The sequence below is a fragment of the Amycolatopsis sp. NPDC101161 genome (genome assembly GCF_044768185.1).
In the GTDB taxonomy this organism is placed as follows: domain Bacteria; phylum Actinomycetota; class Actinomycetes; order Mycobacteriales; family Pseudonocardiaceae; genus Amycolatopsis.
Window position 1 is genome coordinate 406,666 of the sequence record NZ_JBIWPI010000006.1, and the last position, 17,671, is coordinate 424,336.

Annotated in this window: 11 protein-coding genes; 4 read left to right on the plus strand and 7 right to left on the minus strand. The window is 70.9% G+C overall.

The annotated features are described in order from the left end of the window. Window positions 1-314: 314 nt before the first annotated feature. The gene (locus tag ACIRSS_RS40445; protein WP_400904718.1) at window positions 315-1,298 is read left to right on the plus strand and encodes a hypothetical protein; all 984 of its coding nucleotides are present in this window, start codon (window positions 315-317) and stop codon (window positions 1,296-1,298) included. Window positions 1,299-1,341: 43 nt separating this feature from the next. On the opposite strand, the gene ACIRSS_RS40450 is transcribed toward ACIRSS_RS40445, so the two are convergent. The 5 genes from ACIRSS_RS40450 to ACIRSS_RS40470 form a co-directional block, all read right to left on the minus strand. After that, window positions 1,342-2,097 carry a hypothetical protein gene (locus ACIRSS_RS40450; protein ID WP_400904721.1) on the minus strand — a complete coding sequence of 252 codons (756 nt, stop codon included), beginning with the start codon at window positions 2,095-2,097 and terminating at the stop codon, window positions 1,342-1,344. Window positions 2,098-2,122: 25 nt separating this feature from the next. Next, window positions 2,123-6,691 carry an RHS repeat-associated core domain-containing protein gene (locus tag ACIRSS_RS40455; RefSeq protein ID WP_400904724.1) on the minus strand — a complete coding sequence of 1,523 codons (4,569 nt, stop codon included), beginning with the start codon at window positions 6,689-6,691 and terminating at the stop codon, window positions 2,123-2,125. After that, window positions 6,688-7,026 carry a type VII secretion target gene (locus ACIRSS_RS40460; RefSeq protein WP_400904727.1) on the minus strand — a complete coding sequence of 113 codons (339 nt, stop codon included), beginning with the start codon at window positions 7,024-7,026 and terminating at the stop codon, window positions 6,688-6,690. The genes ACIRSS_RS40455 and ACIRSS_RS40460 overlap by 4 nt, the downstream gene beginning before the upstream one ends. A gap of 16 nt (window positions 7,027-7,042) precedes the next feature. Then, window positions 7,043-7,900, minus strand: a complete 858-nt coding sequence (locus ACIRSS_RS40465) for a YbaB/EbfC family nucleoid-associated protein (RefSeq protein ID WP_400904730.1) — start codon at window positions 7,898-7,900, stop codon at window positions 7,043-7,045. A 225-nt stretch (window positions 7,901-8,125) separates the two neighbouring features. Then, entirely contained in the window at window positions 8,126-9,067 is a 942-nt protein-coding gene (locus tag ACIRSS_RS40470) for an NADP-dependent oxidoreductase (protein ID WP_400904733.1), read from the minus strand. A 95-nt stretch (window positions 9,068-9,162) separates the two neighbouring features. On the opposite strand from ACIRSS_RS40470, the gene ACIRSS_RS40475 reads away from it, so the two are divergent. Then, window positions 9,163-9,735, plus strand: a complete 573-nt coding sequence (locus ACIRSS_RS40475; protein WP_400904736.1) for a TetR/AcrR family transcriptional regulator — start codon at window positions 9,163-9,165, stop codon at window positions 9,733-9,735. A gap of 4 nt (window positions 9,736-9,739) precedes the next feature. Here the strand turns inward: ACIRSS_RS40475 and ACIRSS_RS40480 are convergent, their stop codons facing one another. After that, the gene (locus ACIRSS_RS40480; RefSeq protein ID WP_400904738.1) at window positions 9,740-12,418 is read right to left on the minus strand and encodes a glycoside hydrolase family 9 protein; all 2,679 of its coding nucleotides are present in this window, start codon (window positions 12,416-12,418) and stop codon (window positions 9,740-9,742) included. On the opposite strand from ACIRSS_RS40480, the gene ACIRSS_RS40485 reads away from it, so the two are divergent. Together ACIRSS_RS40485 and ACIRSS_RS40490 are read left to right on the plus strand one after the other, a co-directional pair. Beyond that, the gene (locus tag ACIRSS_RS40485) at window positions 12,373-16,101 is read left to right on the plus strand and encodes a hypothetical protein (RefSeq protein ID WP_400904739.1); all 3,729 of its coding nucleotides are present in this window, start codon (window positions 12,373-12,375) and stop codon (window positions 16,099-16,101) included. The genes ACIRSS_RS40480 and ACIRSS_RS40485 overlap by 46 nt on opposite strands. Continuing rightward, entirely contained in the window at window positions 16,098-16,850 is a 753-nt protein-coding gene (locus tag ACIRSS_RS40490) for a hypothetical protein (RefSeq protein ID WP_400904741.1), read from the plus strand. The genes ACIRSS_RS40485 and ACIRSS_RS40490 overlap by 4 nt, the downstream gene beginning before the upstream one ends. A gap of 4 nt (window positions 16,851-16,854) precedes the next feature. Here the strand turns inward: ACIRSS_RS40490 and ACIRSS_RS40495 are convergent, their stop codons facing one another. After that, the gene (locus ACIRSS_RS40495) at window positions 16,855-17,598 is read right to left on the minus strand and encodes an AraC family transcriptional regulator (RefSeq protein ID WP_400904744.1); all 744 of its coding nucleotides are present in this window, start codon (window positions 17,596-17,598) and stop codon (window positions 16,855-16,857) included. Window positions 17,599-17,671: the final 73 nt, after the last annotated feature.

A 17,671-nucleotide genomic window follows, 5' to 3' on the forward strand; every position in this document is an offset into this window, starting at 1 on the left:
GTTCGTTGCCTCCATCCCGCACGCTCGCAGTAGCCGAAGGTCCTGACCTTGATGGGTACAGATGGCCATCCATGTCCCGCTTCGCTGGCCGGGAGCCGCCGCCACGGCGCTTTAACTGCAACTCTCGGAGCGGTAGCGATACAGGCAGCCCCGCCACCAGCTTGGACGGAGATGGCAGCGCTGGCCATGCGATGCAATCGCTGAACCAGGCGAGTGCACCGAAGCCGCGCCCGAGGACTCAACCGAAGGACCGGCTCGGGCGTGAGGGGTTCGGCCGGTCCGCGCGGGCCCGCCGGTTCACCAGGGGAGGAAACGTGGGTACAGGGTTGAAGATACTGGCCGCCGTAAGTGTGCTGGTGGTCGCCGCGCCGGCGGTGGCGTCCGCGGCGGAGCTCGCTCCGGCAGCGGTGTGCCGGGTGACCGAGCTGCCCGGGTCGGTCGCGGGCGAGGAGGTCTACCCGGCCGGTACGGACGACCACGGCACGTTTGTCGGTCTCGGGCGGTCGCACTTCGGCGACAACGAACACGGACTGCTGTGGCGCGACGGTGTCACCACGGACCTCGGAACGTTCGTCCCGTCCGCGATCAACTCCGGCGGGGTGATGGTCGGTTCGCAGTTCGCCGACGGGACGCAGCGCGCCGCGATCCGGTCGGGTGGCGTGACGACGTTCCTGCCGGAACCGGGCGAGCCGGGCTCTGGAGCGACCGACATCAACGCCCGCGGCGACGTCTCCGGGTATGCGTGGGTCGGTGGCCTGTCCCGCGCCGTCGTCTGGCCGGCGGGCACGCGGACGCCGCGGGTGCTCGACGACGGGCCGGTGTACACGATGGCGCTGAAGGTGGACGACCTCGGATTCGTCCTCGGTTCGGCGGGGTTCGCCGGCGACGAGGTGCAGACGGTCTACCGGCTGGACGGCACGGTCGTGCGGTCGTTCCCGGTGATCGGCCCGGGCGGGCACCGCGCGTCGGACCTGGCGGGCGGTGTGCTGATCGCCGACCGCGGCGGCGCCGAAGGCGACGAGCTCACCTTCATCGACGTGGTGACCGGGGCTGAGCACCCATTGCCTGACAGCACGTATGCCCAGGGCGGGGTCCTCGCGGCGAACGGCGTCGTCGCGGCGAAGAACCGCTCCGGGTTCCCGGCCCGCTGGAAGTACGGCCGCCAGCTGCAGCTGCCCCAGCTCGGGAGCACCTACCCGCTCTACCCGACTGCGATCAGCGCTGACGGGCGGCAGATCGCGGGGGTCAGCACCGACAACACGCGGCAGATCGGCACGCTCTGGACGTGCCGGAACTGACCTCGCGGTCGAGCGGCAGTGGCCGTGGCCACTGCCGCTCACCTCAGGCGGGGAAGTCCGCGTACTCGATGTTCGGCCCGTACAGCGCTTCCTTGACCGCTTCCAGCAGTTCCTCGAGGCTGACCTGCCTGGCGACCCCGTCCGGCCCGGTGAGGGTCCAGGTGTCGGTCCAGGTGATCGTGTACACCTCGTGCCGGTAGTTCTCGAACTCCACGAACAGGTCTTGCCGGCCCTCGCCGCGGGTTACCGTGCTGATCATCGACTTGAGCCCGGCGAACCCGCGTTTCGCCTGGACGGAACCCGTGGCGCCGCGGTAGCGGTACTTCAGGTACGGGGACGGCGGGCGGTCCCAGCGGGTGCCGCGGATGCCGCTGCCGCGGCTGTAGCGGTACTCGGCGTCTTGGAGGTTTTCGTCGCCGGCCACTTCGCAGCGGTAGACCGGGATGACCGCTCGGACGGCGTCGTTCATCTCGGGGTCGTCCGGGTACAGGCGGTGCAACACCGGGGCGGCCGCGGCCACCGCGTCGAAACCGGATCCCGGGTGGGAGAAGCCTTCGGCCAGTGTCAGCGGGGCGTCGGTGGTCAGTTCGGTGCCGTGCGAGCGGGCGAAGGACAGCAGTGCGACGGCCAAGCCCTCGTCGTACGAATCCAGGGCGTAGGCCTGGAACGCGCGCTTGCCGTCGTCGTACAGGGCGGCGCAGGAATCGAAGCCGGGGGCGGTCGCCCAGTGCCAGGCGTCGGGCAAGTCGTCCAGAGCGGCGACGTCGGGCATCGCCGCGTAGGTTTCGCGTGGGTCCACTGTCCGCCTCCCGATCTTGCGCTTGTCAGTGCAAGGTACACGGATGCCGCGGTCCCGGCTCCGTCTCCGCGTAGCGGTCGGTGAGCTGCGCGCCTTCGGACGAGTTCTGCGATCTGCCCATCGCTTCCATGTCGTCGGTGTTGTTGTACCAGGCCTTGCGTTCCTCATCGGTCATGTTGTGGCCCTCGTCGCGCCAGTGCTCGACGACCGGCGGAACGTGTTCGTAGGTCAGGTTCCGGTTGCCGTTCGCGTCGTAGTACGGGATCGGGCGGCCCTGCGCGTCGACCCAGTGCAGCTCGTCGTGGGGAATGCGGGCACCGCTCGCGTCGCGCGGGACGTCGCCCAGTGCCCGGCCCTCCGTGGTCCACTTCGCCGCCATCGCGTCGTGGGTCGATTGCCAGTAGCCGCCGGGGTATTCGGTGCCGCGGTTGTGGATGTGGTCGGCGGGCGGCAGCGCGGGGTCCCGAGCCCACTGCTGGCTCGCCGGGTCCCGGTAGCCGGCCAGGCCCAGCGGGTCGGCCACCGCCAGGGGGTTCGGGACGTACGTGTAGTGGTTCGCGGACGGGGTCAGCCCGATCGGGTCCGGCGACAGGTACCGCGCGGTGTGCGGGTCGTAGTAGCGGTGGACGTTGTAGTGCAGCCCGGTTTCGTCGTCGTGGTACTGGCCCGGGAAGCGGAGCGGACAGCCCGTTCCGTCCGAAGTGGACATGGCGATCGTGTTGCCCCAGAGGCCGCTGGTCCGGTACCAGGCGACCCGGCCGGAGGCGTCGACCAGTTCGGTCGGTGCGCCGATAAGGTCGGCGACGATGGCGTGGAAGCGGGTGTCGATGACCGCGGCGGGAGCGTCCGCCAGCCAGGAGCGGGTGGTCTGCGCGATCGGCTCGGCCGAGCCGCCGCGGTAGTCCCAGGACGTGACTGTGGTCCGGCCGTCGACGGTGCGGGCGGCTTCGGCCAGGACGGCGCCGTCCCAGGAGAACGTGGTTTCCTCGGCGATGCCGCCGTCGGGGGCGAGGCGCTGCTTGGCGATCCGGCGGCCGAGCGGGTCGTAGCGGTAGCGCCAGCGGGTGCCGTCCGGGGTGGTGACGCCGATCAGCTGGTCGCGGTCGTTCCACGTGTAGTCGCGGGTCCGGCGCCGCCCGGACAGGCTGCGGCGGACTTCCCGGACGACCCGGCCGGCAGCGTCGTAGGAGTAGGCGGTACGGCCCGCGCTGCGCAGCAGCATTCCTTCCACCGCGCGGGGACCGGCCACGTCCAATTCGTCCTCAGTGGACGGACCGGGCTGGGCGGAGACCAGGTTTCCCAAGGCGTCGTAGGCGTACTGTTCGGTCCAGCCGGCGGCTTGCACGCCGGTGACCCGGCCGCCGGGGGTGAGTGCGAAGACGCGCGCGCCGTGCACCCGGTCGTCGATCGCGAGCACCTGACCGTCGGCGCGGTACCGGAAACCGCGTTCCTGGAGCACGCGATCCGGTTCGCCGGTGGAAGAGAGCGTCTGACCGGCGAGGCGGCCCAGTTCGTCGTGGCGTTGGGCCAGGATCGCGTTTTCGCCGAGGCGGCGGAGCACCTCCAAGCCTTCCCGGTATTCGAAGGCGATCGTTCCCGCGGTCCCGGTCAGCGCGGTTTCCCGGCGCAACTGGTCGTACTGCCACCGCGCTTCGACGCCGGACGGGGTGATCCGCCGGACGCGGCGGCCGGTCAGGTCGTACTCGCTGCGCAGCACCCGGCCGTCGACGGATTCGGCGACCGGGCGGCCGAGCAGGTCGCGTTCGTAGGTCACTTCGACCGCGTCGTCGGCGACCCGGCGCAGCCGGCCGCCTTCGTCGTAGTCGTAGGCGACGGTCGTTCCGCCGGAGGTCTGCCGGGACACCCGGCCGCGGACGTCGCGGGTCAGTTCGGTCACCGCGCCGCCCGCTTCGGCGCGCGAGATCATCGCGCCCATCGCGTCGACCCGGTATTCGAGCGCCCGGCCGGTGAAATCCTGTTCGCCGACCAGGTTTCCGGCCGGGTCGTAGCGGTAGGACCAGGTTTGCCCGGCCGGGTTGCGGACGCCGGTGAGCCGCAGTTCGGTGTCGTGGGTGAAGGTGTGCCGGACGCCGTCCTGGCCGGTGCGCGCGGTGAGCAGGCCGAACGGCCCGCGTTCGAACACGGTGGTCGCGCCGGAGGCCGAGCGGGCCCGGACCAGGCTGCCTTCGAGGTCGTAGAACCGTTCCTCGCGGTCGCCGTTGGCGGCGGCGTGCCAGGCCAGCGCGCCTTCGCGGGTCCAGCCGTACCGGGTGGTGCGGCCGCGCGGATCGGTCGCTTCGATCGCCCGGCCGAAGCCGTCGAGCCGGAACGTGGTGGTTTCGCCGTCCGGCGAGGTGATCGACAGCGGACGGCCGGCGCCGTCGCTGGTGTACGTCCAGCGGGCGCCGTCCGGTTCGACGGTGGCGGCCAGGTGGCCGCGCTCGTCCAGTTCGCTGGTCGCGACCGCGCCCAGCGGGTCCACTGTGGACACGATGCGGCCGGCGTCGTCGTAGGTGTGCCGCCAGACCGCGCCGTTCGGCTGGGTCACGGTGACCGGCAGCCGCCAGCGCGGGTCGTACTCGATGGTGAGCGCGGTGCCGTCGGGGTAGTCGATCCGCGTCGGGTCGCCGTTCTCGTCGCGTTCGTAGCGGGTGACCGCGCCGTTCTTGTCCGTGAACGACAGCAGCCGGTGGAACCGGTCGAACTCGGGACGTTCGACGCCACCGTTGGGGTCGACCACCGCGGTGATGTGGTTGTGCTCGTCGTAGTGGTATTCGGTGCGCCCGCCGAGGCTGTCGGTGACGACGGTGACCCGGCCGGCCAGGTCGTAGTCGAAGGTCGCGTCGAGGTAGCCGTCGACGCCGGTGCCGCGGACGACTCGGCCGTCCGGGCCGTAGGCGTACTCGTACCGGTAGCCGGTGCGGTCGGTCCAGGCGACGATCCGGTCCGCGTCGTCGTAGTCGTACTGGTACGGCGCGCCGGTCGAGTTCACGATGCCGGAGAGCCGGCCGCGCCGGTCGTAGCGGAACGACACGATCGGCACGTCTTCGCCGTGCTCGCCGCCGCCGAGCAGGCGGTACCCGGCGATGCGGAGGCCGTCCGCGCCGTCGACGGTGTCGACGCCGACCCGGTAGCCGCCGGAATGCGTGACCGCGAGCGGGCGGCCGGTTTCGTCGCGCAGGTAGTCGACGCGGTGCCCGCTGCGGTCCGACAGCGAGCTGATCTGCCATTCGCCGGGCGCCGTGGGGTGCGCGGCGAACCGGCGGGTCCAGCCCGACTCCTCGTCGACGATCAGGTAGGTTTCCGCGGCGGCGTCCCAGCTCAACGGCCAGCGGGCGCCGAAGCTCGGCAGCACCGGCGAGCCGTCGCGGGCCGGGTGGATGTAGCTGAGCACTTCCGCGTCCACGCCGTAGTACCGGACGAAGTCGTCGGTCAGCACCAGCCGCTGGTCCACTGTGGACGCCCAGCCGGGGCCGAAGGAACGGCCGTCGGCGTAGCCGGAGGCGTACGCGCGGTTCAGCACCAGCGGCAGCAGCCCGGGCAGCTCGACGTCGGTGCCCGCGGTGATCATCTGGCCGGACACCGCGTCGACCGGGTCGCCGCCCTTGCCGTCGCAGCCGCCGGTGCCCTCGGACTTCTGCCCGCCGGCCGCCTCCGGGTCGTGGCTGCCGGGCGCGGCCGGGTCGGTGCCGTGGCTGCCGGGCGGGGTGCCGTCGGGGACGCTGCCGTCCGGTTCCGGCGCGGACGACGGCGACGTGCCCTCGTGCGGGGCGCCGGGTTCGTGCGGCGCGGAGTGGCCGGGCTCGGCCGACGAGACGTGCGTGCCGCCTTCGCCGGGACGTCCGTGCAGCTCGGACATCACCTTCTTGACCGCGGCGAAGATCTCTTCGAGCTTCGACATCAGCGGCCGCAGCTTCTCGACCGAGTTGATCAGCTTCTTGACCAGCGCGCCGATCTTCTCGATCCACGCCGACACCTGCTCGACCACCTGCGCCACCACGACCGGCGTGCCGAGCCCGAGCGAGCAGACCTCCTCCAGCGCGTCCTGGATGAAGTCGCCGACCGCCTGGGTGATCATGTCGCGGACCATGGCGCGCACCGCGGCGGTGATCACCCCGACGACCTCCACCACGGTGCTGATCCCGTTCGCGCAGGTCGCGGCCGCGTTGAGGTGGTCGATCTTGTCCTTGACGTTCGCGCGGTAGGCGTCGGCGGCCCGGCCGGTCCAGTGCGCGGTGTCCTTCTGCACGCTGTCGCCGAGGTCTTTGGCCGCTTTTTCGACGGCCTTCGCGATGTTGCCCCAGGTCTGCGCGTAGGCGGTGATCTGGTCGGCGTCGCCGGCCAGCTGGTTAAGCGCGTCCTGCAACGGCTGGACGTGCTCGATCAGCCAGTTGAGGCCGTAGGAGATGAGCGTGCCGACCGGGTTCATCGCGATGGTCAGCAGGTCCATCGCGGTGCCGAGCGCCGCGATGCCGCCCTCGATCCACGAACCCGACTTGATGCCGTCGTAGGCGCCGATCGCGTCGTCGAGGACGTTGACGCCGGTGTGCCAGGTCGTCGAGTCCGGTTTGGCAGCGACCAGCGGATTGCTCACGACAGGTCCTTGCCGAGGCCGGTGATCCGCTGCGAGTGCGCCTGTTCGGCGTCCTGGTAGGTCTTCGCCGCCTGCCGGACCGACTGCGCCAGCGTGCCCATGGCATCCTGCGCGGCGCCGAGGGTGATCATGCCGGGCGCGCTGACCCCGAGCACCATCGGCACGAAGAGCGGGCCGCAGATCAGGCCGTACGCCTGCACGCCCATCGTGACCTGCTCGGCCGCGGCGAGCGCCTGGCCGAGCGTCTGCCCGACCTGCTCGACCGCTTTCGCGTGGGTGAGCAGTTCGTCCGGGCGGACCTGGTAGCCGCCGCCGTTCGCCGCACCGTCCGGCATGATCGCCTCCGTCCGGCTATTCGCGGATCATGACCGGGCCGCCGAAGCCCTCGTCGTCATCGTCGGGTGGGGCCGGCCGGCGGGGCGGGCGCGGCGGCGGTGGCGGCGCTGCCTCGGGTTCATCGGCGAGCCGGCCGATCCGGCTGGTCGGCGGCGCCGGGGTTTCGTCCGGCTCGGGTTCGGGCTCCGGGAACTTCGCCCGGTAACTGCCGACGATGGTGTCGCGGGTCTGCGGATCGTCGCCGATGGTGTCCGCCATGACCTCGTCGAGCGTGTCCGGCAGCTTCGCCTGCGCGGTGCGCAGCGCGGACAGCACCGCTTTCGCGACCTGGTCGCCGGACATCTCCCGGACGCGGTCGGTGATCCGCAGGTCGGTGACGTTCCCCGCGGAGTCGACGGTGACCGTGGCGGTGCCGTCTTTGCTGGCTGCCGACACCGAAACCCGCTCGACGGCTTGCTGCATCGCGCGGTAGCGCAGCGCTTTTTGCTTCGCTTGCGCGACCAATTGATCGACGCGGGCCGTCGCATTCTCCGCTTTGTCCGATATCGGATCGCTCATCCGGTTGTCCGCCCCCCGTCGCCAAGCCAGGTACGAGGAAACCATCGGAATCCGGCCGGTGTGCGGCGGACGTTCCGGAATTACCCCGAATGGCGCAAGGCCAGGGAAAAGCTGCGTTTCTCGGACGGGGTGCCGGGTGGTATCCGGTTTTCCGCGGATTTGACCTGGCCGGCGAATTCGGGCCAGCCGAATCAGGACCACGATCAGTCCCGATAGGACGATAACCGCCGGCCGGCGGCGCCGGCCCCGGCTGGTCGACTCGGCGTGCACCGCGCCGGCCGCGAACAGCGCGATCAGCGCGGGTACCGGGTACACGTCGGAACTTCCAGGCGTCGCTGGTGATTTCGCGCAGATCGGGCTTGCTCGGCTGCCAGCCGAGTCTCGGTGTGACTTCCGGCTGGAGGCCACCGTGGAGACCGCGTCGCCGTCTCGTCTCGGTGCGAGCTTGACCGGGACCGGTCGCCCGGTGACCTCCCGGTCCCAGCCGGCTCACCGCGCCGGAGAACACATCCGGGCGGGTCACCGACTCCGCGACCTCGATCAGACCGGCTCAGAGCCTCCCACCTGGAGGACGACCTTGCCGCCGGGACGCTGGGACTGGCTCAGCTCGATGGCTTCCCGCCAGTCGGTGAGGGAAATGACCCTGGCGACCGGGATGCCGAACCGGCCCTCCGCGGCGAGCTGGGCACACTTCTCGATGACGTCGTAGCGGTGGCCCAACGGTCCCTCGGTGAACGCGTCGCGGGCGCCCAGCTCGCGGGCTGCGGCCAGGTTGCTGATGGTCAGGACGTGCTTGGGGTCGGTGACCGTGCGGAGGAGTTCGGGAATCGTCGCGTCGTCGGGCGGCGATACGTCGAGGACGACGTCCACCGGCCCGCTCGCCAGTTCGCGTACCCGCTCGGCCATGCCCGTGCCGTACGGGGTGACCTCGGCCCCGATCGCGCGCAGGGCTTCGGTGTGGGTGGGGCCTGCCGTCGTGAACACGCGGGCGCCGCTCAGGCGGGCGAGTTGTACGGCGGCGAAGCCGGTGGTCGTGCCGCCGCCGCTGATGAGGAGGGTTGTGGCTGGGGTGACGGCCAGGAGGTCCAGGCCGAGTTGTGCGGTGTCCACGGCCATGGGCAGCGCGGCGGCTGCCGCCGGAGTCAGTGCGGGTGGCCGGGGGAACCAGGTGTCGAGCACCGCGTGGTCGGACGCTCCCGCGGTCGGGCCGGTGAACGGGGCCGGGCCGAACACCGCGTCCCCGAGCCGGACGCCGGTGACGTCCTCGCCGATGGCGTCGACCGTGCCGGCGACCTCGAGCCCGATCCCGCGGGGCAGGTCGCCGGGGTAGAGGCCCCGGCACAGCGCCAGGTCGGCGGGGTTGATCGTGCAGACCTCGACCGCGACCCGGATCTGTCCCGGGGCCGGGTGGGGCGGCTCGGCTTCCTCGAGCCGCAGGACGTCGAGGGGTTCGCCGGTGTGGTGGAAACGCAGGGTGCGCATGACGATCTCCTGACCGAGACTGAGTGACAGCAGATGCTGTCGTCACTCGACGGTAGCACAGCGATGACAGCATCTGCTGTCGCTATGCTGGGGCCATGGCTCGGTGGGAAGGCAACACGCGTGAGCGGCTCGAGCGGGCCGCGTTGGAGCTGTTCCGCGATCAGGGCTACGACCGCACCACGGTCGCGCAGATCGCCAAGCACGCCGGGTTGACCGAGCGGTCGTTCTACCGCTGGTTCACCGACAAGCGGGAGGTGCTGTTCGCCGGTGACGAGCTGCAGGCCTGCCTGGAAGCGGGCATCGACGAGGTGCCCGCGGGCACCGGCGCGCTCGCGACGCTGATGGCCGCGTTCACCGCCGTGCCCGACGTGCTGCGTCCGCCTGAACTGCTGATCGAGCTGCGTGCCGTCATCGCGGCCAACCCGCCGCTGCGCGAACGCAGCCTGATCAAGGAAGCGATGCTGGCCGAGGTGACCACCGCGGCGCTGTGCCGCCGCGGCTACGACGAACAGACCGCACGGCTGGCCACCGCGCTCGGCATGGCGATCCTGGCCTCGGCCACCCGGCGGTGGGTGCTCGGCGAACGGGCCGACTTCCCGGCCCTGCTGGCCGACAGCGCCGCCGACCTGCTCGCCGTCGCCGCCGACCTGCCGGGCGAACCGAAGTAGCCGATCAGGGCTCGGTGCCCCAGGCGAGGGCGCCGGCCTGGTAGGCGGTGACGGTGGCGAGGTCGGTGAACGACGCCGCCGCGCGGTAGCTGTAGTCGTCGGCCTGGTTGAACGCCGCCCAGTCGGCCTTGGCGACCCGGATCTGGAGCTCGCCGGTGCTCGCGCCGGCGGCGAGGGTGCCGCCGGCGAAACCGGCCTCGACGTAGGCGTCGGCTCCCGCCCGCGGCGTGCTGAGCTTCACCACGCGCAGCGTGACGTTGGCGCAGCCGGCCACCGCGTAGTCGCACCAGATCTGATAGCCCGGGTTGGTCGCGTCGCCGGTGAACCAGTAGCGCGCGGTGACGCCGTTCAGGGCCACGGAGGTGGTGCCCCGGTTGACGATCTGGAGGCTGGTGCGGATCTGGTTGTCGGCGGCGCCGCTGCCGGAACGCTGCTGGACGGCGAGCGAGCCGGTGCCGGTGTTGCCGCCCGTCGTCGTGGTCGTGACCGACACCGGGCCGCCAGGCGGAGACTGGTTGCCGGCGGCGTCCCGGGCGCGCACCGAGAACGTGTACGCGGTGCCGGGGGTGAGGCCGGTGACCTGGTAGCCGGTGCTCGTGGTGCTGCCGATCGTCGCGCCGGCCGCGTTCAGCACGTCGTACCCGGCGACGCCGACGTCGTCGGTAGCCGCGGTCCACATGAGACTGACGCTGGTGCTGCCCGCGACGGCCGTGATTCCGGTAGGTGCCGACGGCGGGGTGGTGTCCTCTGTGGATGGTCCGGGTGGGCTGCCCCACAGCACGGTGGAACCCTGGGCGAGCACCAGCCGCGAGGCGTTCGCGGGCGCGGAACCGCTGGGGGCGAGGCCGGTGTGCGACCAGTCGTTGCCCGGGTCCCAGGTGCCGGTGCTGGTGATCCGGAACTGCACTTCCTTGCGGTAGCGGGACTGCCCGCCGGGCGCGACACCGCCGGAGCACGACACGTCGACGTAGTAGACCGAGCCGGAGAACTGGCGCACGGCCGGCGCGTCACACTGGTTGTACGCGGAAGAAACCGAGATCTGGCCGGGCGTGGTGGCGCCGTCGAGCGTGAAGTAGTACCGCAGCGAGCCGGTGAACGTGCGGGCCGGCCACGCCGACTTGTTGATCACATACGCTTTGACCTCGGTGAACGTGCCGCCGTCGGGCTGGTTGAGCGCGCCCTGGGCCAGGATCTCCGGGCCGTCCGGGGTTTCCGTCGGCGGGAAGGACGCCAGCGGCGCGCCGCCGTACTCGCCGTAGAGGCGGGCCAGCGCGCCGGTGAAGCCGGCGTTGTAGTCGAGTGCCACCTCGTTGGTCGTGTAGTTGGTCCGGTCGTCGGTGTACGCGTCGTTGGGCGAGGAAGGGCCGCCGACGAGCGCGCCGTACAAGGTGTGCCGGCTCTGCGCCGGTTCGTTGATGCTGTCGGACCAGGAGCCGTGCGCGGTGCGGTGGTGCGGGTTGCGGGGCGGGTTGACGCCGAACCCGACCTCGAAGCTCGCGCCGCGGGGGTTGTCGCCCAGCGCGTAGTCGATCTGCCGGACGCCGAAGGCGTGGTACGTCGCCGCGCGCGTGGGATCGCTGGAGCGCAACCAATCCGAGTACGTCAGCGCCACGAACGCGGTGTTCGCCGCGTAGCGCAGCGAGCCCCACTGGTCGAGCACGGCCTGGCCGCCGGGGGAGTAGGGCACGCGCTGGCCGTTGACGCCGGTGGTCCACCAGTCCAGCCAGCGGTTGGCGTCGGCGACGTACTCGGGGTCGCCGGTGAGCTGGGCGAGCAGGACGTAGGCGCCGTAGGACTTGTCGTCCCAGGCCAGCGTCCAGCGGTAGGACCGGGTGGTGGTCTGCGGTTCGGTGGACAGCTTCTCGTACTCGCTGCGCGCCTTGGCGAGGTAGGCGCTGTCACCCGTGGCCTTGTAGAGCCAGATCGCGCCCCACACCAGCTCGTCCTGGTAACCGCTCCAGGACTTGTAGAAGTTCTGGGCGTCGGTGATGCAGTTCGAGTAGACGCCCCGGTGGTTGTCGGCGAACGAGTACAGCTGCTTGGCGTGCGTGAGCAGGGTGGCCGCGTAGGCGGGATCGTCGGCCTGGAACACCAGTGAGCCGGAGGCCAGCTGCGCGGCGGCCTCGCCGGCGAGGTCCGAGCCGGGGCAGGAGTCGTCGACGCGGTAGGCGGGCCGGGCCATGGTCATCGTCTCGGCGGGGCCCCACCACTTGTGGTCATCGTCGCCCTTGCCGACCTGGCCGTACAGCACGTCGGGCTGCGGGTGCGCCTTGATCAGCCAGTCGGCGCCCCAGCGCAGGTTCGCCAGCAGGTACGGCCACTGGCCGGAATCCCGGTAGGCGACGCGGTTTTCCAGGCCGCCCCAGGCGAGCATCGTCATGCTGAACTCGAACGGCAGCCCGAACTTGACGTGGTCACCGGCGTCGTAGAACCCGCCGGTCAGGTCCAGGCCGGCGTCCTTGCCGTCGTCGAGGGCGGACGGGCCGCGCCAGGAGACCCGGTTGCCGGCGGGCAACACGCCGGAGCGCTGGGCGTCGTAGAACCAGACGGCTTTCTGCAGTGCCTCGCCGTAGTCGAACTTGCCGGCTGCGGCAGCGGTACCCGCGGGGATCACCAGGCTCAGGCCGAGCACGAGCAGTGCGACGACCACCCGGGAAATCGCCTTCGTCGTCGAAGTGCGCACGCCGCCTCCTGGCATCTGGGAGCGCTTCCAGTCCGAGGGTATGGAGGTGGGGCGGGTTGTGTAAAGAGGCGGCGTCCGGACTGCGCGGTGACGCACCGGTGACGTCCGGATCACAGCGTCGCGACAGGCCTGCTGGCATCCTGCTCCGAGCCGATCGACGAAGGCGCCGGATGCCACCACCTCTCAAGGCCCTCAGCCCGCGACCGCTGGTGTCGCCGGCTGTGGTGCCGGCGTCCCCGAAAGCGCGCGGCGTCACGGAGGTCGCCCGCCCGGTGGCCGGCAACGCCGCCGTGACCGCGGCGATGAGCGGGCTGCCTCGCGGTGCCGTACCCACCGCGTTGCCGGTGCCGGTGCGCCAGGATCTCGTCGGCAACCAAGCCGTCGCGGGCCAGGTCTCCGCGGGGCCGCGCTCGCCGGGGACGGATCCCAAGTTCAAGGCCCTCAAGAAAGACGTCGACACCAAGAAGAAGGCCGTCGGCTCGAGCCATCCGCCAGCTGCCGCCGAAGCGGGCGCCGCCCAGGATGCCGCCGAAGCGCCCGCCGACGACCGGGAAGCCCGGGGCAAGGCGGCCCACGCGGCGGACATGGAAGCCGCCCAGCCGAAGGAGTTCGACAAGCAAGCCTTCGTCGAGGCGGTCAAGAAAGCCGTCGCCGACAAGGCGCCGAAGAACCTCGACGAGGCCGACAACTTCAGCGGATCCGGCAAGGCCGACGAGGTCAAGACCGAAGTCCAGGGCAAGGTCGGCGAGGGCAAGGACGCCTCGGCGCGGGAGATCGCCGACACGACCGCGGCACCGCCGAAGCCGGCGCCGGATGCCAAGCCGGTCGTGCCCATGGCCGCGGACAAGGTGCCGGGCAAGCCGGGCGCGCCGAACCCGGCCCGAGCTGCCCCGGACCCCCTGCCGCCGGAAGCCACGGACATGTCGGCCGGTCCGGACCGGGTCGACCGCCAGATGGCGGACGCGCAGGTCACCGAACAGCAGCTGACGTTCGAGCATTCCCGTGAACCGCAGTTCGACAAAGCCGTCAAGGACAAGAAATCCCTGGACGCCCACTCCGAGGCCGCCCCGCGGAAACTGCGCGCCGGCGAATCGCGCGAACTCGAGCAGGTCAAGAACACCGCCGCCGCCCAGGGCTCCGTCGCGATGGCCGGTATCCACGCCGCCCGCGTGAGCACCGGCCGGCGGGTGGGCACCGGCAAGCAGGGCACGAAGATAACCGACGAGGACAAACGCAAACAGGTCACCGCGCTCCTGCAGGAGGTCTTCGACCGGACCAAGGGTGACGTCGAAAAGATTCTGGCCGACCTCGACACGAAGGTCGACGACCAGTTCACCACGCAGGAAAAGCGCGCCCGGGAGCGGTTCACCGTCGAGCACGAACTGGGCATGCGCCGCTACAAGGCGGAACGCTACGGCGGGTGGGACGGCCCGTTCCTCTGGGCCAGGGACCTCTTCCTGCCGCTGCCGGACGAGGCCAACCGCGTCTACGTACGAGCGCGCGACAACTACCTGGCGGCGATGGACCGGATCATCACCGAAATCGCCGGCACGGTCGAAACCGAGCTGAAACGCGCGAAAGACCGCATCGCCGATGGCCGCAAAGAACTGAAGACGGCCGTCGACAAGCTTCCGGCGGATCTGAAGGCATTGGGGCGCGAAGCGGCGTCGGACTTCGACGGCAAGTTCGACGAACTGAAGGACACAGTCAACGACAAAGGCACGGAACTGGTCGACACCCTCGCCACGAAGTACACCGAAGCGGTCAAGTCGGTGGACGACGAGATCGCCGCCGAGAAGGAGAAGAACCGGGGCCTGCTCGCGAAGGCCGCCGACGCGATCGGCGGGGCCGTCAAGGCCATCATCGACCTGGGCCGCATGCTGCTGGACGTCCTCCGCAAAGCCGCGTCGGCGATCGGCGCGATCCTGAAGGACCCGATCGGCTTCCTGGGCAACTTGGTCACGGGTGTCGGCGGCGGCCTCAAGCTGTTCATGCGCAACGCCGGGCGGCACCTCGAGGCGGGCGTGCTGGCCTGGCTGCTGGGCACCGCCGCGACCGCGGGGCTGCAGCTGCCCACCAGCTTCGACGTCCTCGGCATCCTGATGATGATCGCCGCGCTGCTGGGCCTGTCGTGGGCGAACATCCGGTCCCGCCTCGCCCGCCGGGTCCCGGACCAGGCCCTCGTCGCCGCGGAAACCGCCGTGCCGCTCGTCGCCGAGGTCAAGCGCCGGGGCGTGGCCGGCCTGTGGGACGACCTGAAGACCCGCGTCGGCGACCTCAAGAAGACGCTGATCGGCGACCTGGTGTCCTACCTCCTGCCCACGATCATCATCGCCGGGGTCACGTGGATCGTGTCGCTGTTCAACCCGGCGTCGGCCTTCATCCGCGCCTGCAAGATGATCATCGACATCATTCGGTTCGTCGTGACCAACGCGCGCCAGATCATCGACTTCGTCAACGCCGTCCTGGACGCGGTGCTGGCCATCGCCCGCGGCGGCACCGGCGGCGTGCCGGCCCTGGTGGAGCGTGCGCTGGCCCGCGCGATCCCGGTGCTGATCGGCGCGCTGGCCGCGTTGCTGGGCATCGGCGGCATCGCGGGCAAGGTCCGGCAGATCTTCCAGAAGCTGGCCCGGCCGGTGAACCGCGCCCTCGACGCGGTCATCAAGAAGATGGCCGATCTGGTCAAGAAGCTGTGGGCCAAGCTCAAGCCGAAGAAGAGGCCCGGGAAGAAGCAGCCGGACAAGAACTTCGACCGGATCCTCGCCGCCGCGTTGCGCGACGCCGGTGCGCTCACGCGCGCACGGCTGCCGGTGGACAAGATCCGGTCCCGCCTGCCCGCGATTCGCGCCCGGCACAAGCTCCGGAAGCTGGACCTCGTCGTCGAACGCGTGCAGGGCACCCGGCAGCTCGTCCACTTCGAGGCGGCGATCAACCCCAGGCAGCGCGGTGTGACTTCGTCGATCCCGCTCGGCCGGAAGAAAGTCCAGGAGCAGTACGGCATCCTGATCCGGAACCAGGTGAAGTTCCAGGCTTTCGCCGACGAAAAGAACGTCGTGGTCGACGTCCGGCCGACCAACCCGGACTCGGTGCGGCACCTGCTGCTCAAAGGAAAGGCGCGGGCGCTCTACAAACCGCAGGCGATCAAGCCGAAGACGATCAACGCCGCCGATGTCCTGCTCAGGGTGAAGGAGGCCTACCTGGGGCTGGTCGGCTTCTTCCACACCAAGCCGAAGATCAAGGCGGGACTGGGCGAGGCCGAGCACGCCAAGGCGGACGAGCGCCGCGAGCAGCGGGAAAAGGAGACCGCCGACCACGGCGAGAAGATGCGCGCCTTCGCGAGGAAGCCGCGCGGTCCCGGCCGGTACGAGGTCCAGGAGCGCGTCGTCTACGGCTACGATGAGAAAAAGCGCAGGCGGCCGCTCGCGGGCGACCACGACCTGTTCAGCCTGCACCGGCCGGAAGGCCCGGAGCTGGGCCAGCACGAGGTCGACGAACTGGTCGAGGACCTGCGGTTGCGGCGGGCCGGCGTGATGCACGGGACCGTCGTGGAATGGGACACGCACGATCCGGTCGAGCTGAGAAGCCGGGACGACATGATCGAACAGGCACGGATGGAGGGCGTCGTCCGGTTCGTGCCCGGCGGGAAACGGGTGCTGATCGTGAAACCCGACGTGCAGTTGTGAGCGAACCGGACCCCGCTGTCGAGCGGGCGCGGTTGATGGCGGAGGCGAATCGCCTGCGCGCCCAAGCCGATCGCCACGACGAAGCCGGCCGGATCAAGAAGGCGCTCCCGTTGTGGCGGCGGGTCGAGGAAATCTTCCGCCGGTACGAGGAACTGCTGCCCGAAGTGACCGTCGCCCGGTGCCCGGACAGCGGCGAACCGGTGCGCTGGCGCATCGACACCTTCGGGCTGGACGGCCGGTTCTGGGAGTACGACACCGCCATCCGCCACCTTCCCGAGCGTCTGCCCCGCGCGTGGCTGGCCATGACCGGCGCGATGCGGCTGGCCGAGCCCGTGGAGCACACGCCCTACGTCGTCAACCCGGGGCCGGGTGTGCCGTTCGTGGTGCCCCGGGTCCTCACCAACCCCGGCATCCGGGCGGTGATCGCGGAGGTGCCGGTCGGCGCCCACACCGGCTGGGCGATCAGCTACTTCGGCCCGAAACCGCCCGTGCGGCTCGTCAACACCTGGGGCAAGGCCAGCTACCCGGTCTTCCGCGACGGCGTCCGCGGCGGCTGGGACGCCGACAGCCCCAGCCGGGCCGACTACGACTTCGCCCTGACGAAGTGGCTGCGCAGCGGCGCGCTGTTGTGGATCGCCCCCGGCGACGAGTCGGCGACGCTTCGGGAAGGGCTCGCCGGCTGCCCGTTCGTGGCCTTGCCGGGGCCGCGGAAAGTACCGCTCATCCTGAACGGCAGCGTCGAGTACTGAGGTGCTACCGCGTGGCGGCGCGGTAGCGGCCGGGGGTCTGCCCGACGAGCTCGGTGAACGCGTCGATGAAGCTGCCCGGGTTCGCCCAGCCCAGCCGGATCGCCGTGTCCGTCACCGACGTGCCTTCGCCGAGTTCGAGCAACGCCCGCTGCACCCGCAACAGCGTGCGCCACTGGTGGAAGCCCATCGACAGCTCGCTGCCGAACAGCCGGCTGAGGGTCCGCTCGCTCGAGCCGGTCCGGCGGCCCAGCTCCGCCAGCGTCGCCGGGCTGGCCGGGTCGGCGTGCAGCAGGTCGGTGACGGCCTTGAGCCGGTCGTCGCGCGGTTCCGGCAGGCGCAACGGTTCCCGCCGGGCGCGGGTGAGCTCCGAGAGGACGACTTCCAGCAGCAGCCGCCCGCGCGGGCTGTCGGCCGGGTCGCCGAGCTTCGCCAGGTACGCCTCGCGCAGCAGCGGACTCGCCTCGAACACCGACGGCTCCGCCGGCAGCTGCCCGGCCAGTTCCGCCGGAACCTCGAGCAGCCGGATGTCGGTCCGGCCGTGCGATCGGCTGCTGTGGACGTGGAACGGCGGCACCCACGTGATGCGGTTCGCCGGCGCCACCCACGTACCGGCCCGGGTCGAGGTGACCAGCGCCCCGGACGCGGCGTACCTGAGCTGGCCGAAGTCGTGGAAGTGCGCGGGCACGACGTCGCCGTGGGCCAAGGGCTCGCACACCGCCGGATCGCCGGCCCGGACAAGTTCGATCATCGGCACCCAGCCTAGCTTGGCGGGTTATCGGAAAGTTCTGGCGCGACACCGGTGGTACGCCCGCGCGGCGGTG

What these genes read in the sequence shown, in the direction of transcription:
- ACIRSS_RS40475 (WP_400904736.1), top strand. Translation starts at nt 9,163, where the DNA reads ATGGCTCGGTGGGAAGGCAACACGCGTGAGCGGCTCGAGCGGGCCGCG.
- ACIRSS_RS40470 (WP_400904733.1), bottom strand. Translation starts at nt 9,067, where the DNA reads ATGCGCACCCTGCGTTTCCACCACACCGGCGAACCCCTCGACGTCCTG.
- ACIRSS_RS40495 (WP_400904744.1), bottom strand. Translation starts at nt 17,598, where the DNA reads ATGATCGAACTTGTCCGGGCCGGCGATCCGGCGGTGTGCGAGCCCTTG.
- ACIRSS_RS40460 (WP_400904727.1), bottom strand. Translation starts at nt 7,026, where the DNA reads ATGCCGGACGGTGCGGCGAACGGCGGCGGCTACCAGGTCCGCCCGGAC.